Here is a 22704-nt window from a genome sequence, read left to right on the forward strand (position 1 = left end):
TGGCTATCCGTTTACCTTTTCCAGCATTTTCTGCAAGGTTTTTTCATTTTCTACATTATATACATTTGCGCCCTTGAGTGTTTTCTTTACCAATCCGGTCAAAACTTTATTTGGCCCCAGTTCGATATAATTGTCAAATCCGGCAGAACCCATCGCGGAAAGTTCCTCTACGAACCGGACCGGCGAAACAAGGTGCCTTGCAAGGTAAGCCGGCATGTTCGAAACATCAGTGAGCACGCCGCCGGTAACGTTGGAGTAAAATTCTTTTTCCGGCTGGGAGAAAGGGATCTCCTGGATCTTCGCCAAAAATTCATCCGCCGCCGGCTGCATCAGCTTGGAGTGGAATGCGGCGTTTACCGCAAGGCGGACGCATTTTTTTCCAAGGGACGCAAACTGTTCCGCAGCTTTTTCAATGGCGGAAGCTTCTCCGGCGATCGCGGTCTGCGCCGGGGAATTGTAGTTGACCGGCACAACATACCCGTCTACTGATTCACATACCTTTGCGATCTCGTCAGCCTCCATCCCCAAAACCGCGCACATAGCGCCATCCTGCTGTTCCGCGCAGGCCTGCATGGCGGCCGCCCGGTGCTTGATAAGACGGTATCCGTCTTCCATGGTAACGACCCCTGCCGCGACCATCGCCGCATATTCTCCCAAAGAATGGCCTGCGACTGCTTCGTAAGGGATGCCGTTTTCTTTCATGGCGTTGAGCGCCACCAGCGAGGTAGTGAAGATCGCCGGCTGGGAAACTTTGGTTTGCGCCAGCTCCGCTTCGCTTCCGTCGAAACAAAGCGCTTTTAAATCCATGCCGAGAATATCGGCCGCACATTCATAGATCATTTGGGCAGAGGGATATAAAGAAAGCAATTCTTTGCCCATGCCCGGGTATTGGGAACCTTGTCCGGAAAAAAGAAAAACATTTTTTGCCATAGGGAATCTCTCCTGTTCTGATCAATAATTTACAATACAGTACAGCTGTATTGGTGTAAAAATCCCAGTCAACTTGTATAAAAAGAACTGCATTTTAAAAAAAAATAACAACATTTTATTACAAACTACACAAAACTTTGTTGACAAATAGCAGGGAACATTTTACTATATGTAATATATGGGATTTAGGCACTGCTTTCCATTTAATGGAAAATGTTTCCATACAAAAGGGATTTCTACTTTTAAATATATCATTTTGATCCGATAGATGCAAGAAATTGAAGCAAAAAATATCTTTAGGAGGAATACAGCCATGGCAATCAAGATTATTGGCACCGGAAGATATGTTCCGGAGGTGATCGCAGATAATGAAGATTTTGCAAAGATCGTTGACACCAGTGACGAATGGATCACTACCCGTACCGGGATCAAGACCCGGCACATCACCAACGGGGTGCTTGCGTTTCAAATGGGGGCGAAAGCTTCTGAACAAGCAATCAAGCGCGCGGGGATTGAGGCGGAAGAAATTGATATGATCCTCGCTACCACAGTTACCCCGGACTGCCTGACCCCTTCCCTTGCCTGTCTGGTCGGTCAAGAACTGGGGATCGAATCGGCGGCTTGCATGGATTTAAACGCGGCTTGCGCCGGGTATGTGTTTGCGTTGGATGTGGCACAGAAATATCTGGACAGCGGTTGTGCGAAAACGATCCTGATCGTTTCGTCCGAGATCATCACCCGTATGGTGGACTATTCTGACCGCGGCACCTGCGTGCTGTTCGGTGACGGGGCGGCGGCAACGGTTGTAACAAAGGGCGAAGGGCTTTATTCCTGTGTGCTGAAGGGCAAGCCGCAGGGCGCTGTGAAAATCTTTACAAAGCTTCCAGAACCGAAGAATCCGTTTTCGGACAAACCGTTCGACTGGGGATACGACGAGATGAACGAGGCACCGACCGGTTACATGCAGATGGCAGGCAATGATGTTTACAAGTTCGCGACAGTCGCCATGCCGGAAGCGGTAGAACTGGCGGCAGAGCAGGCGGGATTAAAGGTGGAGGATCTGGATTTGATCATTCCGCATCAGGCAAATATCCGGATCGTGCAGACCGCGATCAAACGGCTGAAGCTACCGGCAGAACGTTTTTACATCAATATTCAGGATTTTGGCAATATTTCCAGCGCGTGCATCCCGCTGGCACTTTCCCAGCTGGATGAACAGGGGCGGCTGAAAAAAGGCGATAAAATTTGTGTGGTAGGCTTTGGAGCAGGGCTCACCTACGGCGCGTCGATTTTTGAATGGTAAGGGAAAGGAGTGTTTGGTTTGGCAAACAATAACGGAAGAAAAACAGCGTTGATCACCGGTGCTTCCCAAGGCTTGGGGGCAGCCATGGCGCTACGCCTGGCGCAGGACGGTTTTGACATTGCGATCAACTGCCGTGGCGAAGCAGAGGTTGAAAACGGCGGGAATCAAGTAAAAGAACAGTGTATGTCCTTTGGCGTAGCAGCTGAATGCTTTATTGCGGATGTATCCAGCTTTGAAGCCTGCAAGGAAATGGTCAAAGCGGTGAAGGAACACTTTGGCACGATCGATGTGCTGGTAAACAATGCCGGCATTACGAAAGATGGACTGCTGGTCCGGATGAGCGAAGAACAGTTTGACATGGTGACCAATGTAAACTATAAAAGTGTGTTCAACATGACCCGTCATGTTGGTGCAGTCATGATGAAACAGAGAAGCGGGACGATCATCAACGTTTCTTCTGTTGCCGGGCTGTACGGCAATGCGGGGCAGTTCAACTATTCTGCCAGCAAGGCCGGGATCGTTGGCATGACCCTGACTGCGGCCAAGGAACTGGGACCGCGGAATATCACCGTCAACGCGATCGCACCGGGCTTTATTGAAACGCCGATGACTGCGGTGCTGGATGAAAAGGTAAAAGAAAAATGTATGGAAGCTGTCGCTTTAAGACGGTTTGGAAAACCGGAAGAGGTTGCCGGGGTGGTTTCATTCCTTGCATCAGAGAATGCAAGCTATGTTTCCGGTCAGGTAATCGTAATAGACGGCGCGATGTCCATGTAGGACAGACATACTGGATCAAGTAAAAACCAAGCAGGAAAAGGAGAGAAACCAATGAACAGAGTAGTAATCACCGGGATGGGGATCGTCAGCCCGATCGGAAATGATCTGTCGGCCGCCTGGGAAAATGTAAAGGCGGGCAAGCACGGGATTTCTTTCATTGAAAAGTTTGACATTTCAAATTCCGATGTAAAGGTAGCGGCTCAGGTAAAGGATTTTGATCCGCTGAAAGCATTTGATAAAAAGGAACTGAGAAGGACCGACCTGTTTACCCAGTATGCGGTAGAGGCATGCCGTCAAGCTATGGAAGACTGCGGCAGTGATTTTAAAGACCTTGATCCGTTCCGGGTAGGGGTGATCGTAGGGTCTGGAATCGGCGGCTTTGGAACGACGGAAACAGAGCATCAAAAATTCTTGGAAAAAGGCAGTGGCCGTGTATCCCCGTTTTATATCCCAATGATGATCTCCAATATGGCGGCAGGTACGATTGCCATTAAAACTGGGTTCAAAGGGGTCAACTATGCGCCGGTAACAGCCTGCGCCACCTCATCTCACGCTGTGGGCGAGGCGTTTCGTAATATCAAGCACGGTTATTTGGACGTTTGTATCACAGGGGGTTCCGAGGCCGCGCTCAGTGAGTTTGCGGTAGCGGGCTTTAATAATATGAAAGCGCTCTCCCACGCGGATAACCCGGACCGGGCTTCCATTCCGTTTGATAAAGAGAGAAATGGTTTTGTCATGGGCGAGGGCGGCGGTATCCTGATTTTGGAGGAGTTGGAGCACGCCAAGGCAAGAGGCGCTAAAATTTACGCGGAAGTAGTGGGTTACGGCGCAACCGGCGACGCTTACCACATGACCAGCCCCGATCCGGAGGGCTTGGGTGCAGCCAAGGGGATGCAGCTTGCGTTTGAAGAAGCCGGACTCAAGGCAGAGGATGTAGACTATATCAACGCACACGGGACATCTACCCCGCTGAATGACAAATATGAAACCAAAGCGATCAAAGCTGCATTAGGCGAAGCGGCGCAGAAGGTGATGGTAAGCTCCACCAAAGCCTTGACCGGACATTTGCTGGGCGCAGCCGGGGCAGTAGAAGCGATCATCACCGCAAAATCACTGGAAGAAGGTTACGTTCCGGGAACTGCCGGATTCCAGGTTTACGACGAAGAATGCGATTTAAATAATATGACAGACGGCGGCAAGAAAGCGGATATCAAAGTTGCGCTTTCCAACTCCTTAGGCTTTGGCGGACACAACGCAACGCTCTGCCTGAAAAAGTACGAAGGATAACAAACTGCGAAAGGAAAGTCATACCGATGAGTGAAATGAAACTAAGCGTAGCGGACATTACCAAACTGATGAACGAAATGGCGAAAACCGGCTTGGGCAAATTGGTGCTGGAAGACGGCGATTTTAAACTGAATTTAAGCGCCAAACGTCCAAAGCTTGCTGTTTGCACTTCTTCCGAAGTCCAGGCGGAAATCCCAAACGTTCCTGTCATGCCTGTGGCAGATATGCCGGCGGAATCCCCCGCATTGTCCGGGAATGTTGTAGAAGCGCCGATCGTCGGCACCTTCTACGGTGCGCCGGCACCGGACAAGGCTCCGTTCGTCACGGTGGGACAGCAGGTGAAAAAAGGCGATGTGCTGTTTATTATCGAATCAATGAAACTGATGAACGAGATCCAAAGCGAATTTGACGGCGAAGTTGCCGAGATCCTGGTCGAGGATGGCCAGCCGGTAGAGTACAGCCAGCCAGTGATGGTGATTCGCTAAACATCATACAGATGAGAAAGGAAAACGATATGCCGTTATTGAATCAGGAACAGATTAAGGAAATCATCCCGCACCGGGACCCGTTTTTGCTGATCGACGAAATCGAAGAGATGGAACCGGGCGTTCGGGTCGTGGCTAAAAAATATTTAAAAGAAGACGAGTTCTGGTTTGCAGGGCACTTTCCGGGACATCCGGTCCAGCCGGGCGTGCTGACCATTGAAATGTTGGCGCAGGCAGGGGCGGTATGCATTCTGTCCATGCCGGAATACAAGGGGAAAATCGCGCTGTTCGGCGGGATCGATAAAGCGCGTTTCCGCGGGGAAGTAAAGCCGGGCGACACCCTGCGCCTGGAAGTGGAGATGCTTAAACTCCGCAAGAGCTTCGGCACGGGAAAAGCGACTGCTTATGTCGGAGACCAGCGCGTGGCAAACACAGAGATCATGTTCGCAATCGGGGAGTAAAGGCTGATGTTTGATAAAGTGCTGATTGCCAACCGCGGGGAGATCGCGGTCCGGATCATCCGTGCATGCCGGGAACAGGGGATTCCAACGGTAGCGGTCTATTCCACTGCCGATAAAAGCGCCCTGCATGTCAAGCTGGCGGATGAAGCTATCTGTATTGGCCCTGCGGCCACAAAGGACAGCTATCTGAATATTCCGGCGATCCTTGCTGCCTGTGATCTGACAGGGGCGGACGCGATCCATCCGGGCTTTGGCTTTTTATCTGAAAACGCAAACTTTGCGAAAACCTGCGAACGCTGCGGCGTAAAATTTATCGGGCCGGGCTATGAGTCGATCGAGATGATGGGTGACAAGGCGCAGGCAAAGGAAACGATGAAACAGGCGGGCGTTCCGGTGATCCCGGGCTCCGAAGGGGAGATAGGCGATTTGGAAGACGCCAAAGCGCTTGCCCGTGAAATAGGATACCCAGTGTTGGTAAAGGCCTCTGCCGGCGGCGGCGGACGCGGGATCCGGCGGGTGGATTCTGAGGAGGAACTGGAAGCGCAGATCACTGCCGCCAAGCAGGAGGCGCTGAGCTTTTTCGGGAACGCCGGTGTTTATCTGGAAAAGTTCATTGTCAATCCGCGCCATGTGGAAGTGCAGATTTTGGCGGACAGTTTTGGCAATGTGATTTACCTGGGAGAGCGGGACTGCTCGATCCAGCGGCGGAACCAGAAGGTGCTGGAAGAAGCGCCGTGCGCTGTGATGACGCCCGAGCTTCGCCGGAAAATGGGCGAAGCGGCTGTGAAAGCGGCGAAAGCCTGCGGCTATGAGAACGCAGGCACCATTGAGTTTTTATTGGATGCCAGAGGCGATTTTTACTTTATGGAGATGAACACCCGTATTCAGGTAGAACACCCGATCACCGAGCTGGTGACAGGGGTGGACCTGGTGCAGGAACAGCTTTTGATCGCGCAGGGAAAACCGCTTTCCTATACTCAGGATGAAATACACTTGACAGGGCACGCAATAGAGTGTAGAATTAACGCAGAAAATCCAGCCAAGGGCTTTCGCCCGTCGCCTGGGCAGATCAAATCCCTGAATCTTCCCGGAGGGCCTGGGATTCGGATCGACAGCGCTGTTTATCAGGGGTATGAGATCACCCCCTATTATGACAGCATGATCGCTAAGCTGATCGTATATGCCAAGGACCGTGAAACTGCCATTAAAAAAATGAAATGGGCGCTTGCGGAATTTTTGGTGGAGGGTGTTGACACCAACATTGATTTCCAGCTTTCGATTCTGCGGGACCCGGATTTTGCGGCGGCTGATTTTGACAATGGATTTTTAGAACGAAAAATGGCAGACGGAGAGCTATAAAGCTTCCGCAATTCTATAGAAGGAGGGAGTATCCTTGCTGGAGGATTTGTTTAAAACGGTCAAATCGCGCTTCGATACCGACCCAGAACACAGCAAAAAGAGCAAGGTTTCTATTCCGTCAGACCTTTTGTTTAAATGCCCGCGGTGCGGCCATGTCATGTTTATGGAAGATTTCGTGGGTGCGAACAAGGTCTGTTCAGAATGTAATTACCATGCGCGGCTTTCCGCGCGTGAACGCCTGAATATCACCATTGATAAGGGCAGCTTTGTAGAGTATGATGCGGATATGGTAAGCGCCAATCCTATTTCTTTTGAAAATTACGAGAAAAAAATAGAAGCGCTTCAGAAAAAGACCGGACTGAAGGACGCGGTGATCACAGGGGAATGCACGATCAAAACAAAACCCTGTGTGATCGCGGTGATGGACTCCCGGTTTATGATGGCATCTATGGGAAGTGTTGTAGGGGAAAAGATTTCGCGCGCTTTTGAACGGGCTGCCGAAAAGGGGCTTCCCGTTGTTATTTTTACTGCTTCGGGCGGTGCGAGGATGCAGGAGGGAATCGTATCCCTGATGCAGATGGCAAAAACCTCAGCAGCAGTGGCACGCCATTCGGATGCGGGGCTTTTGTACATTACAGTACTGACCGACCCTACGACCGGCGGTGTCACGGCCTCTTTTGCTTCTATCGGTGATATTATCCTGGCGGAACCCAAGGTGCTGGTTGGCTTTGCGGGCCGAAGAGTGATCGAGGGAACCATCAAGCAGCGCTTGCCGGACGATTTCCAGTCTGCGGAATTTTTGTTGCAGCATGGCTTTGTAGACATGATCGTGGAACGGCAGAATATGCGGCGTACGCTTTCAAAGCTGCTTCGCCACCACGGATATGTGGGAACGTCAAAATAAGCCGTTAGGAGGGATAATATGGGTATTACAGCATGGGAACGGATGGAGATCATCCGTCATAAAAACCGCCCGACGATTCGGGACTATATCCCGCTGATCTTTAAAGACTTTTATGAGCTCCACGGTGACAGGCTGTTTGGCGACGATCACGCTATTATTGGCGGCATCGCCTCTTTTAAGGAACAGCCCGTGACCATTTTGGCGCAGGTAAAGGGCAAAAATATTGATGAAAATAAGGATTCCAATTTTGCGATGCCGCACCCGGAAGGGTATCGGAAGGCGCTTCGTCTGGCAAAGCAGGCGGAAAAATTCCACCGGCCGGTCATCTGCTTTGTAGACACACCGGGCGCATTTTGTGGGATCGCGGCGGAAGAACGTGGACAGGGTGAGGCGATAGCGAAAAACCTGATGGAGTTTTTCCGGTTAAAAACCCCGGTCATTACCATTGTGCTGGGAGAGGGCGGCTCCGGCGGAGCGCTAGCCTTGGGCGTGTGCGATGAATTGGCCATGATGGAAAACGCGGTTTATTCTGTCATCTCACCAAGAGGATGCGCCAGTATTTTGTGGAAAGACGCTTCCCGGGAAAAGGAGGCCGCCAATATTTTAAGGATCACTGCAAAGGATCTGCTGGATCTGGGAGTCGCAGAAGAGATCATCGAAGAACCTGCAGGAGGCGCCCATAATAACTATGGGCAGGCGGCTGAAAACATCTCTGATTATCTGGCCGGAGCACTGGGCAGACTGGTTGATGTACCTGTTGATGACTTGCTGGCAAACCGCTATCAAAAATTCAGAAAAATCGGAGAATTTTCCGAATAGGGGTTGACACACCGATACGGTTGTCATATGATTGTAATTGTTATAGGGATAACCTTTGACAATAGATGATGAAAATAACCATTAGGAGGATATGATTATGGTATTAGAAAAAGTAACTGAAATTTTGTGTGATCAATTGGATGTTGACGCTGAAAAAGTAACGATGGAAGCTTCCATCACAGATGATTTGGGTGCTGATTCTTTGGACGTTGTAGATTTGGTTATGTCTTTAGAAGAAGAATTTGATGTAGAAATCCCGGATGAAGAAGTAGAAAACATTAAAACTGTTGGCGATATTGTAAAATATATTGAAGACAAACAGGAATAAGTTTTGTTTGGTTGAAAAAGCAGGGCAGGGAAAATCTCCTTGCCTTTTCTTTTGCGAAAAAGGGGTGGGGCAATGAAAGCGAAATATATTTGGGCATGGATCGGGGTATTAGTTCCGGTCGTAGGCATTTGCCTGTTTCCTGTCTGGCAAAAATTATTTTTGTGGATTGGTTCAGATGTATTGCCTCCTTGCTTTTTTTATCAGGCAACGGGGATTCCCTGCCCGGGCTGTGGGCTGACTCGCAGCGTGCTTAGTCTGCTGCATGGGGAGATTTTTTCGTCCCTGCGGTATAATGTTGCGCCGCTGATGCTGCTGACTGTAGGGGGATTATTTTGGATTGAGCTAGTTGCCTTCCTGATGCACCGGCCGGTAAAGCTGGTTCCGCGCGGCAGCTGGTTTATTTATACCTTGATCGGGATCTTTTTCCTGATCGCGGTTTTGCGGCTGTTTGTCCCGGGAATGCAGATATAAAAAAGCTGAGTGGATTTTCCACTCAGCTTTTTTTACTTAAAACAGATTAAAAAACGGCAGTGCCATATAGTAATAATATGGATCATATTCCGAGAAGAAGCCGATAAACAAGAAGAACAATCCAATCGCGAGCGCGATGATCGATAAGACCAGCCCGGCGATATTTAACCCCTGCTGGGATGGCGCTTTGTTCTTGCCTACGATAGCAAAAACAAGTCCCAAGATCCCGAAGATCCAGCCGATACAGAAACAGGAAGATAGGATCCCTAAGATGCCCATGACCAATCCAGCGATAGAAAAGCCAATTTGTTCTGTTGGCTGGAATGGAGGCTGTGAACGCGGCGGCACATATTGGGCTTGGGGATATGGAGACTGCGGCGGCTGTTGTGGCTGCTGCCACTGTGGTGGTTGTTGTGGCGCATTTTGCTGCCATTGAGCCGGAGGCTGTGGAGGCCCGGCCGGGCGCTGGTTTTGATTATGATAGTTCGGGTCCATATGTATCCCCTCCTGTAGTTATTGATTGACTTCAGTGTAACATGTTTTTTGACAGAACGCAATAGAAAAAAGAAGATTTACCAAATTTCCGGTAATTGGGATAAAAAAAGACAGCCTATCATGAGGCTGCCTTTTCAGTGGGTTAATAGTAGAGATTCCAATAAAGGGAATCTAAAGTGATCGAACCGGTTGCATAAAGGATCGTGAAGATGAGGCCGAAGACCAGTCCAATAATGGACAACACCATCCCGGCAGTGCACATCCCCTTCATGGAAGGTGCTTTTTTCTTACCCTGAACGCTGAAAATAATTCCCAACAGGCCTAAAAGCCATCCACAGCAAACTACAGAGAGGATCCCCAAGACTAAAGAAGCGATCGCCATCCCTTTTTGTTCTGGCGGCTGGTATGGGTTGGGGCTTTGCTGATATGGGGCCTGATTGAACTGAGGCGGTTGGTTGAACTGAGGCGACTGATTAAATTGGGGCGGCGGGGTAGGCTGCTCCTGATTTTGTTGATTTTGATTATTGTAATTCGGGTCCATAAAATAATCCTCCTAATTGAAAGAGAAAAAGACATCTGAAACCACAGATGCCTCTTTCATTATCATGACATAATTATAATAGCTTAAAAGCTAGCGGATAAGGAAGCGAGGAAGCTTGCCAAAATGGTGATCAACAGAATTGATAATACCGCACCGATAATGGATAATACCAAACCGGCAGTAGCCATACCCTGAGCGGTTGTGCATTTTTTGCGTCCCATTACACCAAGGATAATACCTACAACGCCTGTAGGAATAGAGATGTACCATAAGCAGCAGAATACGACAGAAACGATACCCAGTACTAAAGCTGCGATTGCAAATCCCTTTGGAGCCTGCTGAGGCTGATTGTTATAATTTTGATCCATAAAATTGCCCTCCTAAAGCACGCCTTTTCGTTCATACTAAAAAACGATCCAACACCCATATTTATGGGTGTTTTTTTCTGCCTTTTTGCCTGAATGATAAAGCGTAGTATTTCTAAATATTAGTTTACCATATGCTGTTCATTTTTACAACATATTTCATTAAAATTTACGTAAAAAAATATTACCCTCACTTTGTTTATTTTGCTTAACCATTGGTGTTGTAATTTTCTGCCAGCGCATTCATTGCTTTAGCTAATTTATGGGTGTAAACGAACGGACCGACGATGATAAGGGAACCTAAAACATACCAAAGCCAAAATGTGCTTGCGGAAAAACCGTAGCCGATCCCCCGGCGGGTCAGTTCCTTTCCAATGCGATTGGAAAGATTATGAAACCATACAAAAAGCGCGATCCCACAGGTGATGGGCGCCAATACAAAGGTTAAAAGGCAGTAATGCATGGTCTTTTTCCGTCATATCGGCTGGCAATGATGTTGATGTCGGTTGAAACACCAGAATAGAATACGATTGCATAGATACCGCAGGTAATACAGGTCAACAGGATAAATTTGAGCAGTCCCCGGTTTGTATTTAACTGTCCTACGGGATAGCTGGCCTGCGGCGGCTGGCTGCTATAGTTTTGATCCATAAAATTGTCCTCCCTAAGAAGCCTTCGCAATCCATGCCCAAAAACGATCCATACCCAGATTTATGGGTATTTCTGCAACTTAGTCTATCATATTTTGTTTGTATTTACAACATATTTCATTTAAAATCGCGCCATATCGACACTTTTTTATATTTGCGATCAAGCATCTATCATTTTTTGCTGGGGCTGCTGGTTGTATCCGGAATAGAAACGTGGTCGTTCACATATAATTCACTAAAATTATACACTATAAACAGAAGTTTTTTGGATTCTTTTACGAACTGGCAGTTGCATCAAACTGGTGATTATGATACAATACAGAATAAAGATATATTAAAAATGGATAAGTTGCACAAATATTTAAACGTGATATTGCAAGTGATTATCCAATGAACGGAGCGAGAAAATATGAAACAGTACAACGCGAATAACATTAAAAACATTGCGATCGTCGGCCACGGCGGTTCCGGAAAAACGACGCTGGCAGAAGCGTTGCTGTATTCCACAGGCGCGGCTGATCGGCTGGGGACCATTGCGGACGGGACAACAGTATGCGATTACGACCCGGAAGAAATTAAGCGCAAGGCTTCCGTTTCTATGGCGGCTGCTTCTTTTGAATATAAAGGTTGTAAAGTTAATTTGCTGGATGCACCGGGACTATTTGACTTTGTAGGCGGAATGAGCGAGGCGATCCGCGCAGCGGATAGTGTAATTGTCACCATTTCTGGAAAATCCGGCCTGACGACTGGCGGCAAAAAGGCATACCGCATGGCAAAAAAGCAGGGAAAGGCCAGAATGATTTATGTTGGGAAACTGGACCGGGAAAGCTCTGATTTTTATAAAGTGCTGGAACAACTGAAGACCGAGTTTGGCCCTAGCATCTGCCCATTGGTCGTTCCCTTCGTAGAGGATCACAAGGTCCAGTGTTATATCGACCTGGTGGATATGAAGGCCTTCCGTTATGAAAACGGGAAAGCGATCGAGGTGGAGATGCCCCAGTCTGAGCATAGGATCGACGGGCTGATTACGGCGATTAGCGAAGCCGTTGCAGAAACAGATGATGATTTATTTGAAAAGTATTTCTCCGGTGAAAAATTCACCCAGGATGAACTGCTTCGCGGAATCCGGAAAGGGGTCCGGCTGGGTGATATTACCCCTGTATTTTGTGGATCTTCCACAGAGCTTGACGGAATTGATGTTGTGCTAAAGGGGATCCAGATGCTGCTGCCAAATGCTTTGGAAGCTGCGATCGAAACCGCGTTTGACGCAGAGGGGAACGAAGTCGGCGTTTCTTGCGATGAAGACAAGGATCTGGTGGCTTATGTGTTTAAAACAGTGGCCGACCCATTTGTTGGGAAACTGTCCTTTGTAAAGGTGATCTCCGGGAAGCTCTCCCCAGAATCCGCGCCGAAAAACTCCGAAACCGGAGAGGTGGAAAAGATGGGCAAACTGCTTTTCCTACATGGGAAAAAGCAGGAGGACACTAAGCTGATCCCGGCTGGGGATATTGGGGCTGTGACAAAGCTTTCCGCTAATACGGGAGATACCTTGTACGAGGGCGCGCAGGTGACGCTGCAAAAGGCGGATTTCCCACAGCCATGCTATTCTATGGCTGTCCTGCCGGTCAACAAAGGTGATGAAAGCAAGATCTCGCAGGGGATCAAGCGGCTGCTGGAGGAAGATCTGACCCTTGGGTACAGCCACAACCATGAGACCCATCAGCGTATTATCAGCGGGTTGGGGGAACAGCATTTGGATGTTGTGGTTTCTAAGCTGAAGTCAAAGTTTGGGGTAGATGTTACCTTGGAACCTCCGATGGTCGCATACCGTGAAACGATCCGTAAAAAGGTTAAGGTAGAAGGGAAACATAAAAAACAATCTGGCGGGCACGGACAGTTCGGCCACGTTTGGATCGAGTTTGAACCGTGCGACAGCGATGAGCTTGTTTTTGAAGAAAAGGTATTTGGCGGGGCTGTCCCGAAAGGATATTTCCCGGCCGTTGAAAAGGGATTAAAAGAGGCAATGGTCAAAGGCGTGGTAGCGGGATACCCGATGGTGGGCTTAAAAGCTACCTTGGTAGACGGTTCTTATCATCCGGTAGACTCTTCTGAAATGTCCTTTAAGATGGCGGCAAGCCTTGCTTACAAGGCGGGGATCCCACAAGCCTCTCCAGTGCTGTTAGAGCCGATTGGAAACCTGAAGGTAACAGTTCCGGATGAACACACTGGCGATATGATGGGGGAACTCAACAAGCGCCGTGGACGCGTTATGGGAATGAATCCTTCCGAGGAAGAAGACGGGATGACGGTGATCGAAGCGGAAGTGCCAATGAGTGAAATGGCAGATTTCGCGACAGTCGTTCGGCAGATGACGCAGGGAAGCGGCAGCTTCACCTTTGTGTTTGAACGCTATGAACAGCTTCCAGGGCAGTTGGAGGGCAAAGTGATCGAAGAAGCAAAGAAACTGTTTGCGGATGAATAATCAAAAAGGCTCCCCGGAGAGCATCAGCTTTCCGGGGAGTCATTTTGAACAGGGATGATTATTGTTCTCTTTCCCAGTGAATACTATCATGAAAGAACAGAAAGGAAGAAAAAGATGATTGAATACCGGTACGACACACAGCTTTTGATCGAAGGGGAGGATCTTTCGGAGGACGAGATCCACGATTATATCATGGAACATATTCCGGGTGATTGCCTGCTGGCAGTCGGTGATGAGGAATTGATCAAGATCCATTTCCATACAAATATTCCGTGGAAGGTATTAGAATATTGCGCTTCGCTGGGAGAGATCCATGACATTGTGATCGAAGACATGGACCGCCAGGCAAGAGGCCTGCAAGGCTAGCTGGCGAGGTGAAACAATGACAGAAAAGGAATTGATGCTTTCTGGAATGCTTTATCGCCAGTCAGAGGAACTGCGGAAGGAATTCCAGCGGGCAAGGAAATTGACCCGCTTGCTGAACACCTCAACAGAAGAGGAACGGGAACGCCGGATCGAACTGGTGAAGGAACTGTTTGGAAAAACAGGGGACTATGTGTGGGTCGAGCCGCCGTTTCACTGTGATTACGGCAGCCAGATTTTTGTAGGCGAATCGTTTTATGCTAATTTTGACTGTGTGATTTTAGATGAATGCCCGGTCACGATTGGAGACGAAGTGATGTTTGGCCCACGGGTATGCGTATATACCGCTGGGCATCCAATAGACGCGGAGGTAAGGGACGCAGGTTTGGAATATGGCAAGCCTGTTACGATCGGAAACAGTGTTTGGATCGGCGGGAATACCGTGATCAATCCTGGCGTGACGATCGGGGACGATGTGGTGATCGGTTCTGGCTCGGTAGTGACAAAGGATATCCCGTCTCATGTGATTGCGGCTGGGAACCCATGCCGGGTGATACGCGCCATTACGGAACAGGACCGGGAATATTGGAAAGAGCAGGAAAGATTGTCGCGGGAAAGCTGTGAAGAATAGAAAAGGAAAGCATTTATCGTTGCGGGTAAATGCTTTCCTTTTCTATAATTTCATTAATATAAAAAAATTATATATAGTAATATAAAGATTGGTATTTACAAAGATGCCTTTATGTGATATAGTACAGATAAGAAAAAACAGAATAGGACATGAAAGGAGCGGTAACATGAGTTCTGCAAACGAAACGATCAGAAGCTGGCTAAAGCCGCAAAGGGAAGAACGAAAGCAAATAACAATTTCTGTTAAGGTGGAGCAATTAGAATATCTGGATCGTTTGGCCAAAACATTTTCTTCCTGTTCTGGGGAAAACAGAACCCGGCAGGAACTGATTGATACGGCGATTGAAAGTTATTTGAAAGAGGCTTTGTCTGTATTGCAGGAGGAAAATATTTCACTGATGGAATTGGTTCCCTCACAAAGCCCTATGAAACAGGATACCGTTGTGCTTGCGGCGCATCCTGATGGATTTGAAAGGGTTTTTATGGGGGAAAAGAAATGGTACTATGCTCCGCTTAGGGCGAATCGTACCCCGGACTTAAAGTACATCGCTTTGTATCTGACAAAACCGGAGAAGAGGATCACCCATTATGCAGAAATTGCGGAGAATGGATTTGAATACTTTGAACCAGAAGGGAAATATATTATTCATCTAAAGGGGAATCCGATCCCCCTGCCTCATACGATCCCTTTGGGTTCTTCTAATGCGGCCGCTACTCGGAGGCCAAAGTACACAACGTTTGAAAAGCTATTGAGCGCACGCGAATACAAAGATTTATAAACAAGAAAACGAAACAGGCAGCCAGCCGGATATCCGGCTGGCTGCCTGTTTTATAAATAAATTCCAGTTACTGCTCCTGAGCAGGCGTATCTGGTTTTGGGTCTTCTGGGATCTCCTCGCTGCAATCAAAGGAGAATTTTCCTTCTTTCACCCCAACGGTTACCGTGCCGTTTGCCTTGATTTTTCCCTCCAGCATGAGCTCCGAGATCGGGTCCTCGATCTGCGCGGTGATCGCGCGGCGCAGAGGACGGGCGCCGTATACGTCGTCGAATCCAGCTTCGCCGATCTTATCCAGTGCCTCCGGCGTTACTTTCAGGGTGATGTCCAGCGACGCCAGACGGCTTTCCAAGGTATGGAACATCCGGCCTGCAATTTGTGCGATGTCTTCCCGTGTCAGCTTGTTAAAGACGATAATATCATCGATCCGGTTTAACAATTCCGGACGGAAATATTTTTTTAGCTCGTTCATGATCATGGAACGGTTTTCTTCCGCTTCCTTGTTCGCAACGTCAGCACCTGTTGCAAAGCCGACGGTTTTCTTTTCATCCAGCAGGCGCGCGCCAATATTGGAGGTCATGATAATGACGGCATTCTTGAAATCGACCCGCCTGCCCTGAGAATCGGTCAGGATACCGTCTTCCAAGATCTGAAGCAGGATGTTAAAGACGTCTGGATGCGCCTTTTCCACTTCGTCGAAAAGAACGACGGAGTAAGGCTTCCGGCGGATCTTTTCCGTTAGCTGGCCACCCTCTTCAAAGCCCACATATCCGGGAGGAGAACCGACCATACGGGAAACGGCGTGTTTTTCCATGTATTCCGACATATCGAGCCTCAGCATAGCGTCTTCATCGCCGAACAGCGCCTCTGCCAGAGTTTTGCAAAGTTCGGTTTTCCCCACGCCGGTCGGCCCAAGGAACAGGAAAGAACCCATAGGGCGGTGCGGGTCTTTCAGCCCAACACGCCCGCGGCGGATCGCCCGGCAAACGGCACTGACCGCTTCATCCTGACCGACAACACGCTCGTGCAGGACATCCTCCAACCGCAGCAAGCGTTCGCTCTCTTCTTCTGTCAGCTGTTTGACAGGGACCCCCGTCCAGCCGGATACGATATCCGCAATATCTTCCGGCGTCACTTCGCCGGTCTGGCCGGAGTTTTTTTCCATCCACTGCTGTTTTTGGTTTTCCAGTTCTTCTTTGAGTTTCTTTTCTTCATCCCGGTATTTGGCGGCCTGTTCAAATTCCTGTGCGTTGACCGCCGCTTCTTTCTCAGCCGCAAGTTCCTTTAGCCGGTCTTCCAGTTCTTTCACATCGGTCGGCGCGGTATAGGCGCGCAGCCGGACCTTGGCGGCCGCCTCGTCGATCAGGTCAATGGCCTTATCCGGCAGGAAACGGTCGTTGATGTAGCGGCTGGAAAGCTCCACCGCCGCTTTGATCGCCGCGTCGGTGATCTTGATTTTGTGGTGCGCTTCGTATTTGTCCCGCAGGCCAAACAGGATTTTAACCGCGTCTTCCTCGCTCGGCTCATTGACCATAACCGGCTGGAACCGGCGTTCCAATGCAGAATCCTTTTCAATGTATTTGCGGTATTCATCCAGCGTGGTCGCACCGATCAGCTGGATCTCGCCGCGGGCAAGCTGTGGTTTTAAAATGTTCGCTGCGTCGATCGCCCCCTCAGCAGCTCCGGCGCCGATGATGTTGTGGATCTCGTCGATAAACAGGATCACATTGTGGTTTTGGCTCACTTCGTCCAGAACAGCTTTGATCCGTTCCTCAAAATCACCGCGGTATTTTGCACCCGCCAGCATAGAGGTCAGATCCAGCGCGACGATCTGTTTGCCTTTTAAGATTTCCGGCACCTCTCCAGTGCTGATCTTCTGCGCAAGTCCCTCTGCGATCGCTGTCTTCCCAACACCGGGTTCCCCGATCAGGCAGGGGTTGTTTTTTGTCCGGCGGGACAGGATCTGCACCACCCGGTCGATTTCATCTTTCCGGCCGATCACTGGATCGATTGCATTGTCTTTCGCCGCCTGGGTCAAGTCTTTCCCGTATTTTAAAAGGTTTTTCAGGTTTCCCTGCGGAGAATTGTTTTTCTTGGCCGCACCTGGATAATCATCTTGGGAAAAGCCGCCCTGTGCAGACTCTCCTGCGATTCCTTGAATGCAATCCTGATACAGGGATTGCGCGTCGATCCCCGCTTCGCTTAAGAACATGACCGCATAGCCGTCTACCTGCCGCAGGATCGAGAGCAGGATGTGTTCCGTCCCAACATAGCTGTGTCCCAGCCGCCGGGATTCGGTAACGGCCTGTTCTAGGATCCGTTTGGAACGCGGGGTGAAATGGTCGGGGGAGAGTCTTACAGGATCGCCCCTGCCGTCACTTTCTACGATCTTTTGTAAAATATCTTCCTTGGACAGCCCTTTTTTGCTCAGCAAGGTAGATGCGACAGAAGAATCTTCCGCCATTAACCCGTATAGGATGTGCTCGCTGCCAATAAAGGTGTGCCCCAATTCAGCCGCAATACTGATCGCGGCGTTTAAAGCCCTGTTTGCTTTTTCGGTAAATCCAGTGAACATGTACATAAACTCGTGCCCCTTTCTAAAGGTTTTCTTTCTTCTTAATTCTTTTTAGGTCTTTATGAAATATAAGTGCGGACTGTATTGGCTCGGACAAAGTCCCGGTCCTCCGGAGACAATTCCCTGCCTTCCCGTTCACAGATGCTTGCGGAGCCGGTCAGGGCCATCATTCGGTTGATTCGGGAGATCTCCACATCGTGGATCAGCCCCAGAGATACACCCAGCCGCACGTTGGAGATCTCTTCAAAAAATTCCCGGGAGGATAACAGTCTTGCATAGCGCAGTACGCCTAAACTGCGGAAAACAACGTCCTCCAAACGGCGTTTTTCTGCCAACAGACTTTCCCGCGCCCGCTTTTCGCTTTCGATCACCTGTAATACAATGCTTTCCAAATTTTGAATAGCGTCTTTTTCTGTGATCCCCAATGTGATCTGGTTGGAGATTTGGTAGATAGACCCCAGCACCTTGCTACCCTCGCCGTAGGTACCGCGGATGGTAAGCCCCAGCTTATTGACGGTTGCGGTGAGCTGGTTCATCAGGCCCGATTTTTCCAACGCCGGAAGGTGTACCATCACAGAGGCGCGCAGCCCGGTCCCCAAATTGGTAGGGCAGGTGGTTAAATACCCCAAGCGTTCATTAAAGGCGTAATCCAGTTCAGAATCCAGTACATCGTCAATTTTGTTGCATTGCTGGTATGCGCTGGTCAAATTCAGCCCGCTTGCCATTACTTGAATACGCAGGTGATCTTCTTCATTGACCATAATGGAAACGCTTTCATCTTTACTATAACCCAGTAAACGATGCGTAGGGTCTTTGATAAACTCCTTGCTTACCTCATGGCGTTCTACCATGGCATACCGCTTGATCTCCTCCAAGGAATCCATTTCTGTAAACTGAAGCGTTTCCCCGGACACTGTGACATGGCTCAACGCCTGTTTTACCTTTTCAGAAAGCTGGCGGCGCTGTTCGTCGGTCATCCGGCTTTCAAAGGGAAAATCAGAAAGATTCCTCGCCAGCCTGATCCGGCTGCTGATCACAATGTCCTCATGTGGGGCTTTAGCCTCGTACCATTTACTCATGGTCTGGTTCCTCCTTTCCGGCAGTATGGTTTATTTCCTGTTCCAGCGCTTTGATCTGGTCGCGGATCACCGCTGCCTGTTCAAAATCCTGCGCTTCGATCAGCCGGGAAAGCTGTGTTTTTAGCTCCTCCAGCTTGTTTTTTTGCTTTAGTTTTCCGCTTGCCGATTTCGGCGCTTTCCCGGTGTGGCTTGACTTCCCGTGAATTTGCTCAATACTGCGGGAAAGCTCTGCTGCAAAGGTATCATAGCACCGGTCGCAGCCGACCTTTCCGCTGCTCATAATATCATCCAGGGTCATGCCGCACTTTTCACATACTTTCTTAGCATGCATCGGCTGTAAGCCGTGGGTAAAGATATGGTTGATAGAAAAATCAGAAAACAGGTTGGAAAACAGCATGGAATTTGCACAACTGTCGCAGATGTGCAGCATTTTGGTCTTCCCGTTAATGGTCTGTTTTAAAACATTGGTCGCTTCATTTTTCTGGCAGTAATCGCACAGCATTGTTTTTCTCCCCTTTTATTATTTCGCGCAGGTCAGCAGCATCATTTTCATCAGGTTGGCGCGGATCGTTCGTTTGGCTGGGTCGGAAAGCCCTTTGAAATTCTGGTCCGACATAGCCGCCAAAATTAGTTTATACTGTCCAGTAGTGAGAATTTTGTCAGAAGTGAGGTTCTCCAAGATCACCCTGGCGCTGGTTTCATCAATTTCGGACCCGATCGAATTGATCAAGTGAAAAATAGTTTCCTTGTTATCGTAATCCAGTTTAACGATCTGGATAAACCCGCCGCCGCCCCGTCTGCTTTCTACCAAATACCCGTTTTCCAAAGTGTAGCGGTTTGTGATTACATAGTTGATCTGGCTGGGAACACATCCAATTTTTCCCGCAAGCTCATTGCGCTGGATCTTTACTGTCCCGCCGGACTGCCGCAGCATTTCATTGATCTGCGCGGCGATCAAATCGGTCATATTCAATTTGCTCGCCTCCTTTTATTTTGACTTTGACTTTCTTTGACTTTAAGTATAGTATAGTATGAAGGTCAGGAAAAGTCAATGATAAAAAGATGGGATGATTGTAAATGTTTTGTGAACAAAATAAAAAGCAGGCGGAAATTTCCGCCTGCTTTCTTTTTACAGAGTTTTTAAGGAATGTTTCTCCTAAATTCTCTAGTTTATTTTTATATTCTTGAAAAAATGATGGCACAACATCATCTTCTCCGCTTGAAACCGATCCATTGGGCAACAAAGAATATAATGGCTCAGAAACAATCCCTTTATACAGTAAGGTCCTTGCGATCCCTATTGCTCCTGCTACATCCAATTTATCGGCGTCAAATAAGATTTTTGCTTCAAGACTGAGAGGGGGATTGTTTTTTCTGTATCTATGTGTTTGAATACACTGCTTTACTTGATCCGCGTAGTGCTTTTCAAATTTGTGTTCCAAAAGAAATTGATAGGCTTTTTCACTTCCTATCATCGCATGACATAAAGCAGGGTTTTCAAATTGTTCTTTTCTTCCTATGTCATGTAATAGACAGGCTGCAATTAGGACATCATAATTTACATGATTTTCTGTCTTTGCTATGTCCAGCGCATGATATAACACACGGTAGATATGTTCTTTGTCATGGGCGGCATCTTCCATACAACAAAGCATGAAATTTTCAAGTAAACAATATGTTTCTTTCGTCATTATCTATCTCCCCGCAAATCCAAGCATTTTTTCTGTCAACCTCATCAAGCTTATACTATTGTTTTATCTTTTCCAAATTATTGAACTGTCAAATTGGGATAGATCTTTTGTGCCGGTGCGCGCCATAAATACAGATAACTCTGCGGTGGCCGCTTCGATCCTCCGTAAGGCGCCGTCGTTTCCGGCTTCGTGCAGATCCTCCATCATTTTACGGCCGATAGAGGCAGCTGTGGCCCCAAGAGCCATCGCTTTAAAAACATCCGCGCCGCTTTCCAGCCCGCAGTCTACAAAGATGGGGAATTTACCGCCCACTGCCGCGGCAATGTCCGGCAAAACGCGAAGCGGTGGGACCGCGTAATCCAAAATCCCGTGGTGGTGGGAAACCACGATCCCCCCAACACCGATTTCCGCACACAGAAGCGCATCCTGCACGCTCAGCACCCCTTTTACTATGAAAGGCAGTGAAGTTGCTTTAAGATAGCTGTGAAGCTGCTGTGAGGTTTTGGGACGCATCTGCTGTCCCAGCACCACATCATATCCTCCCTGATGCCCAAAGGCATGGTCAATATCCATCCCGACCGCCAGCGCGCCGCATTGTTCTGCATGACGGATCTTATGAAAGATCAGCGCCTCATCTGCGTAAGGCTTGATGATCTTGATGGTTTTAGCCCCGGTTCCGGCAATAGCCTCCAGCTCCTCGTCGCTCCCCATCCCGGCCCACATGACGGCGTTTGCCCGGGCGGCGCCCTTTGCCATTTCTACCATGCCGTTGGGACAGCAGGAATCCAAATGGGAAAGTGCCGCAGTCATGACTGGAGTGGAAAAGGTATGCCCGTACAATTCTAAGTTCGTATCAGGCAGCTGTGCGCCGATCTGCCGCATCTCCACCATCAGGGAATCCAGATATTCCCGATTGATCCGGTTGGAGTCTCCCGGACGAAATGATTGTTTTCTATCTTCTGCCATAGCGTCCTCCTTCTTATAACGTAACTTCTGTGCCGCCATCCGGATGTTCCGCATGCCACTGCTCCAGCTCTTTCCGATCCGGCGACCAGTCTAAATGGGTATATTCTTTGGCCTTTTCATCGGTTTTCAGCCATTGCATAAAGTCTTCAAACATTTCCATCGACCAGCGGGAGTCGATCTGTGCGGTGGTATAGATCCTTTCCTCCAACCGCTGGAAACCGAACACATCCTTGATATGGGATTTTTCGGCTTCGACTACAACTGTTTCCGCAAGATGCGCAGGGATAAAGATAACGCCGGATATAGTTCCCAGCACGACATCGCCGGGCAGGCAGATCGCATTGCCGATCCGAGCCGGTACGTTAAAGCCAGTCATAGTAACGTTGGCGATCGCTGTAGGGTCTACCCCGCGGTAGTACACTTGGATGTTTGGGATCTCCACGATCTGCTCGTTGTCCCGGATACCGCCCCAGATAATTGCGCCGCCCCGCTTGGTGCGGGCCGCAATGGCAGTGGACAGGTTGCCGCCTACATAGGTTCCCTCATATACCTTATCAAACAGGTCGACCACGACGACGTCATCCTCAGTGAGACTGTCTACAACCCACTGGTTAAAAAATCCATTCCGGCCTTCTTCCTTTTGCCCATATTCCAGCAGTGCGTTGTGCAGGTCAGGGCGCATCGGCACCATGACACTGGTCACTGCACGGCCTACCAGCTTCACCTTTTCATGTGTACGTTTCAGATCCCCCTCGAACTGGAATTTATACCCTTCCCTCCAAAGCGGCTCCCAGGCCTCTTCTAAGGTGATATTGCGCATCCGGCGCAGGATATCGTCTGGGACCTTAGGGCGTCCGTCCTCAAAGCGTTCCCCTTTCCAAAGCGGAGTGATCTGAAGAATGTCTTCACGGTTATCAAATTTCATGGCTATGATCTCCTTTTTCATTTTTAATATCTGCTGGTTTCT

The 22704-nt window shown here is 48.9% G+C and carries 27 protein-coding genes; 14 read left to right on the forward strand and 13 right to left on the reverse strand.

The features are described 5' to 3' along the window. Positions 1-3: 3 nt before the first annotated feature. Positions 4-930, reverse strand: a complete 927-nt coding sequence (locus CIB36_RS09690) for an ACP S-malonyltransferase (protein ID WP_093989357.1) — start codon at positions 928-930, stop codon at positions 4-6. Positions 931-1243: 313 nt separating this feature from the next. On the opposite strand from CIB36_RS09690, the gene CIB36_RS09695 reads away from it, so the two are divergent. From CIB36_RS09695 to CIB36_RS09740, 10 genes are all read left to right on the forward strand, one after another. Next, positions 1244-2233 carry a 3-oxoacyl-ACP synthase III family protein gene (locus CIB36_RS09695; RefSeq protein ID WP_093989358.1) on the forward strand — a complete coding sequence of 330 codons (990 nt, stop codon included), beginning with the start codon at positions 1244-1246 and terminating at the stop codon, positions 2231-2233. 18 nt (positions 2234-2251) lie between these two features. Further along, positions 2252-3010, forward strand: coding sequence for a 3-oxoacyl-[acyl-carrier-protein] reductase (gene fabG, locus CIB36_RS09700; protein ID WP_093989359.1), 759 nt, complete (start codon positions 2252-2254; stop codon positions 3008-3010). Positions 3011-3061: 51 nt separating this feature from the next. Next, complete coding sequence (gene fabF / locus CIB36_RS09705; RefSeq protein WP_093989360.1) at positions 3062-4297, forward strand: beta-ketoacyl-ACP synthase II; 1236 nt, start codon at positions 3062-3064, stop codon at positions 4295-4297. Positions 4298-4323: 26 nt separating this feature from the next. Beyond that, the gene (gene accB / locus CIB36_RS09710) at positions 4324-4782 is read left to right on the forward strand and encodes an acetyl-CoA carboxylase biotin carboxyl carrier protein (protein WP_093989361.1); all 459 of its coding nucleotides are present in this window, start codon (positions 4324-4326) and stop codon (positions 4780-4782) included. A gap of 29 nt (positions 4783-4811) precedes the next feature. Next, the gene (gene fabZ, locus CIB36_RS09715; protein ID WP_093989362.1) at positions 4812-5243 is read left to right on the forward strand and encodes a 3-hydroxyacyl-ACP dehydratase FabZ; all 432 of its coding nucleotides are present in this window, start codon (positions 4812-4814) and stop codon (positions 5241-5243) included. Positions 5244-5249: 6 nt separating this feature from the next. Next, positions 5250-6602 (forward strand): acetyl-CoA carboxylase biotin carboxylase subunit, encoded by a 1353-nt coding sequence (locus tag CIB36_RS09720; RefSeq protein WP_093989363.1) that lies wholly within the window; start codon positions 5250-5252, stop codon positions 6600-6602. A 34-nt stretch (positions 6603-6636) separates the two neighbouring features. Next, positions 6637-7506 (forward strand): acetyl-CoA carboxylase, carboxyltransferase subunit beta, encoded by an 870-nt coding sequence (accD, locus tag CIB36_RS09725; RefSeq protein WP_093989364.1) that lies wholly within the window; start codon positions 6637-6639, stop codon positions 7504-7506. 18 nt (positions 7507-7524) lie between these two features. Continuing rightward, entirely contained in the window at positions 7525-8325 is an 801-nt protein-coding gene (locus CIB36_RS09730) for an acetyl-CoA carboxylase carboxyltransferase subunit alpha (protein WP_093989365.1), read from the forward strand. 97 nt (positions 8326-8422) lie between these two features. Next, on the forward strand, positions 8423-8653 hold the full coding sequence (locus CIB36_RS09735; protein ID WP_093989366.1) for an acyl carrier protein: 231 nt from the start codon (positions 8423-8425) through the stop codon (positions 8651-8653). A 72-nt stretch (positions 8654-8725) separates the two neighbouring features. Continuing rightward, the gene (locus CIB36_RS09740; RefSeq protein WP_093989367.1) at positions 8726-9124 is read left to right on the forward strand and encodes a DUF2752 domain-containing protein; all 399 of its coding nucleotides are present in this window, start codon (positions 8726-8728) and stop codon (positions 9122-9124) included. Positions 9125-9160: 36 nt separating this feature from the next. On the opposite strand, the gene CIB36_RS13320 is transcribed toward CIB36_RS09740, so the two are convergent. The 5 genes from CIB36_RS13320 to CIB36_RS13545 all read right to left on the reverse strand — a co-directional run bounded on the left by CIB36_RS13320 (position 9161) and on the right by CIB36_RS13545 (position 11176). Continuing rightward, positions 9161-9619, reverse strand: coding sequence for a DUF4190 domain-containing protein (locus tag CIB36_RS13320; RefSeq protein WP_158662655.1), 459 nt, complete (start codon positions 9617-9619; stop codon positions 9161-9163). A 142-nt stretch (positions 9620-9761) separates the two neighbouring features. After that, positions 9762-10160 (reverse strand): DUF4190 domain-containing protein, encoded by a 399-nt coding sequence (locus tag CIB36_RS09755; RefSeq protein WP_093989370.1) that lies wholly within the window; start codon positions 10158-10160, stop codon positions 9762-9764. A gap of 83 nt (positions 10161-10243) precedes the next feature. Further along, on the reverse strand, positions 10244-10528 hold the full coding sequence (locus CIB36_RS09760) for a DUF4190 domain-containing protein (RefSeq protein WP_093989371.1): 285 nt from the start codon (positions 10526-10528) through the stop codon (positions 10244-10246). A 205-nt stretch (positions 10529-10733) separates the two neighbouring features. Then, on the reverse strand, positions 10734-10988 hold the full coding sequence (locus CIB36_RS13540) for a DUF4234 domain-containing protein (protein ID WP_229408230.1): 255 nt from the start codon (positions 10986-10988) through the stop codon (positions 10734-10736). Continuing rightward, the gene (locus CIB36_RS13545; RefSeq protein WP_229408231.1) at positions 10970-11176 is read right to left on the reverse strand and encodes a DUF4234 domain-containing protein; all 207 of its coding nucleotides are present in this window, start codon (positions 11174-11176) and stop codon (positions 10970-10972) included. The genes CIB36_RS13540 and CIB36_RS13545 overlap by 19 nt, the downstream gene beginning before the upstream one ends. Positions 11177-11584: 408 nt before the next feature. On the opposite strand from CIB36_RS13545, the gene CIB36_RS09770 reads away from it, so the two are divergent. From CIB36_RS09770 to CIB36_RS09785, 4 genes are all read left to right on the forward strand, one after another. Then, positions 11585-13657: an elongation factor G gene (locus tag CIB36_RS09770; protein WP_093989372.1), complete on the forward strand. Its 2073-nt coding sequence runs from the start codon at positions 11585-11587 to the stop codon at positions 13655-13657. A 114-nt stretch (positions 13658-13771) separates the two neighbouring features. Then, the gene (locus CIB36_RS09775; protein ID WP_093989373.1) at positions 13772-14023 is read left to right on the forward strand and encodes a kinase to dihydroxyacetone kinase; all 252 of its coding nucleotides are present in this window, start codon (positions 13772-13774) and stop codon (positions 14021-14023) included. 16 nt (positions 14024-14039) lie between these two features. Then, entirely contained in the window at positions 14040-14651 is a 612-nt protein-coding gene (locus tag CIB36_RS09780; RefSeq protein ID WP_093989374.1) for a sugar O-acetyltransferase, read from the forward strand. A 166-nt stretch (positions 14652-14817) separates the two neighbouring features. Continuing rightward, the gene (locus CIB36_RS09785) at positions 14818-15429 is read left to right on the forward strand and encodes a hypothetical protein (RefSeq protein ID WP_093989375.1); all 612 of its coding nucleotides are present in this window, start codon (positions 14818-14820) and stop codon (positions 15427-15429) included. Between the two features lie 67 nt (positions 15430-15496). Here CIB36_RS09785 and CIB36_RS09790 read toward each other — a convergent pair whose 3' ends face one another. The 7 genes from CIB36_RS09790 to CIB36_RS09820 all read right to left on the reverse strand — a co-directional run bounded on the left by CIB36_RS09790 (position 15497) and on the right by CIB36_RS09820 (position 22662). After that, positions 15497-18001, reverse strand: coding sequence for an ATP-dependent Clp protease ATP-binding subunit (locus CIB36_RS09790; RefSeq protein ID WP_093989999.1), 2505 nt, complete (start codon positions 17999-18001; stop codon positions 15497-15499). Between the two features lie 59 nt (positions 18002-18060). After that, the gene (locus tag CIB36_RS09795; RefSeq protein WP_093989376.1) at positions 18061-19080 is read right to left on the reverse strand and encodes a protein arginine kinase; all 1020 of its coding nucleotides are present in this window, start codon (positions 19078-19080) and stop codon (positions 18061-18063) included. Beyond that, positions 19073-19582 carry a UvrB/UvrC motif-containing protein gene (locus CIB36_RS09800; RefSeq protein WP_093989377.1) on the reverse strand — a complete coding sequence of 170 codons (510 nt, stop codon included), beginning with the start codon at positions 19580-19582 and terminating at the stop codon, positions 19073-19075. The genes CIB36_RS09795 and CIB36_RS09800 overlap by 8 nt, the downstream gene beginning before the upstream one ends. 18 nt (positions 19583-19600) lie before the next feature. Next, the gene (locus tag CIB36_RS09805; protein WP_093989378.1) at positions 19601-20047 is read right to left on the reverse strand and encodes a CtsR family transcriptional regulator; all 447 of its coding nucleotides are present in this window, start codon (positions 20045-20047) and stop codon (positions 19601-19603) included. Beyond that, complete coding sequence (locus CIB36_RS09810; RefSeq protein WP_093989379.1) at positions 20016-20771, reverse strand: HD domain-containing protein; 756 nt, start codon at positions 20769-20771, stop codon at positions 20016-20018. Before CIB36_RS09810 ends, CIB36_RS09805 begins: the two co-directional genes overlap by 32 nt. A gap of 63 nt (positions 20772-20834) precedes the next feature. After that, positions 20835-21737, reverse strand: coding sequence for an alpha-hydroxy acid oxidase (locus CIB36_RS09815; protein WP_093989380.1), 903 nt, complete (start codon positions 21735-21737; stop codon positions 20835-20837). Between the two features lie 13 nt (positions 21738-21750). Continuing rightward, positions 21751-22662, reverse strand: coding sequence for an RraA family protein (locus CIB36_RS09820; RefSeq protein ID WP_093989381.1), 912 nt, complete (start codon positions 22660-22662; stop codon positions 21751-21753). Positions 22663-22704: the final 42 nt, after the last annotated feature.

Source organism: Massiliimalia timonensis (assembly GCF_900186585.1).
Taxonomy (GTDB): domain Bacteria; phylum Bacillota; class Clostridia; order Oscillospirales; family Ruminococcaceae; genus Massiliimalia; species Massiliimalia timonensis.

What these genes read in the sequence shown, in the direction of transcription:
- CIB36_RS09740 (WP_093989367.1), top strand. Translation starts at nt 8,726, where the DNA reads ATGAAAGCGAAATATATTTGGGCATGGATCGGGGTATTAGTTCCGGTC.
- accB (WP_093989361.1), top strand. Translation starts at nt 4,324, where the DNA reads ATGAGTGAAATGAAACTAAGCGTAGCGGACATTACCAAACTGATGAAC.
- CIB36_RS09795 (WP_093989376.1), bottom strand. Translation starts at nt 19,080, where the DNA reads ATGAGTAAATGGTACGAGGCTAAAGCCCCACATGAGGACATTGTGATC.
- CIB36_RS09810 (WP_093989379.1), bottom strand. Translation starts at nt 20,771, where the DNA reads ATGACGAAAGAAACATATTGTTTACTTGAAAATTTCATGCTTTGTTGT.
- CIB36_RS09760 (WP_093989371.1), bottom strand. Translation starts at nt 10,528, where the DNA reads ATGGATCAAAATTATAACAATCAGCCTCAGCAGGCTCCAAAGGGATTT.
- fabZ (WP_093989362.1), top strand. Translation starts at nt 4,812, where the DNA reads ATGCCGTTATTGAATCAGGAACAGATTAAGGAAATCATCCCGCACCGG.
- fabF (WP_093989360.1), top strand. Translation starts at nt 3,062, where the DNA reads ATGAACAGAGTAGTAATCACCGGGATGGGGATCGTCAGCCCGATCGGA.
- CIB36_RS09730 (WP_093989365.1), top strand. Translation starts at nt 7,525, where the DNA reads ATGGGTATTACAGCATGGGAACGGATGGAGATCATCCGTCATAAAAAC.
- CIB36_RS09785 (WP_093989375.1), top strand. Translation starts at nt 14,818, where the DNA reads ATGAGTTCTGCAAACGAAACGATCAGAAGCTGGCTAAAGCCGCAAAGG.
- CIB36_RS09820 (WP_093989381.1), bottom strand. Translation starts at nt 22,662, where the DNA reads ATGAAATTTGATAACCGTGAAGACATTCTTCAGATCACTCCGCTTTGG.
- CIB36_RS09695 (WP_093989358.1), top strand. Translation starts at nt 1,244, where the DNA reads ATGGCAATCAAGATTATTGGCACCGGAAGATATGTTCCGGAGGTGATC.
- CIB36_RS13545 (WP_229408231.1), bottom strand. Translation starts at nt 11,176, where the DNA reads ATGGATCAAAACTATAGCAGCCAGCCGCCGCAGGCCAGCTATCCCGTA.
- CIB36_RS09690 (WP_093989357.1), bottom strand. Translation starts at nt 930, where the DNA reads ATGGCAAAAAATGTTTTTCTTTTTTCCGGACAAGGTTCCCAATACCCG.
- CIB36_RS09805 (WP_093989378.1), bottom strand. Translation starts at nt 20,047, where the DNA reads ATGACCGATTTGATCGCCGCGCAGATCAATGAAATGCTGCGGCAGTCC.
- CIB36_RS09735 (WP_093989366.1), top strand. Translation starts at nt 8,423, where the DNA reads ATGGTATTAGAAAAAGTAACTGAAATTTTGTGTGATCAATTGGATGTT.
- CIB36_RS09780 (WP_093989374.1), top strand. Translation starts at nt 14,040, where the DNA reads ATGACAGAAAAGGAATTGATGCTTTCTGGAATGCTTTATCGCCAGTCA.
- CIB36_RS09790 (WP_093989999.1), bottom strand. Translation starts at nt 18,001, where the DNA reads ATGTTCACTGGATTTACCGAAAAAGCAAACAGGGCTTTAAACGCCGCG.
- CIB36_RS09720 (WP_093989363.1), top strand. Translation starts at nt 5,250, where the DNA reads ATGTTTGATAAAGTGCTGATTGCCAACCGCGGGGAGATCGCGGTCCGG.
- CIB36_RS09770 (WP_093989372.1), top strand. Translation starts at nt 11,585, where the DNA reads ATGAAACAGTACAACGCGAATAACATTAAAAACATTGCGATCGTCGGC.
- CIB36_RS09775 (WP_093989373.1), top strand. Translation starts at nt 13,772, where the DNA reads ATGATTGAATACCGGTACGACACACAGCTTTTGATCGAAGGGGAGGAT.
- CIB36_RS13540 (WP_229408230.1), bottom strand. Translation starts at nt 10,988, where the DNA reads ATGCATTACTGCCTTTTAACCTTTGTATTGGCGCCCATCACCTGTGGG.
- CIB36_RS09800 (WP_093989377.1), bottom strand. Translation starts at nt 19,582, where the DNA reads ATGCTGTGCGATTACTGCCAGAAAAATGAAGCGACCAATGTTTTAAAA.
- CIB36_RS09755 (WP_093989370.1), bottom strand. Translation starts at nt 10,160, where the DNA reads ATGGACCCGAATTACAATAATCAAAATCAACAAAATCAGGAGCAGCCT.
- CIB36_RS09815 (WP_093989380.1), bottom strand. Translation starts at nt 21,737, where the DNA reads ATGGCAGAAGATAGAAAACAATCATTTCGTCCGGGAGACTCCAACCGG.
- CIB36_RS13320 (WP_158662655.1), bottom strand. Translation starts at nt 9,619, where the DNA reads ATGGACCCGAACTATCATAATCAAAACCAGCGCCCGGCCGGGCCTCCA.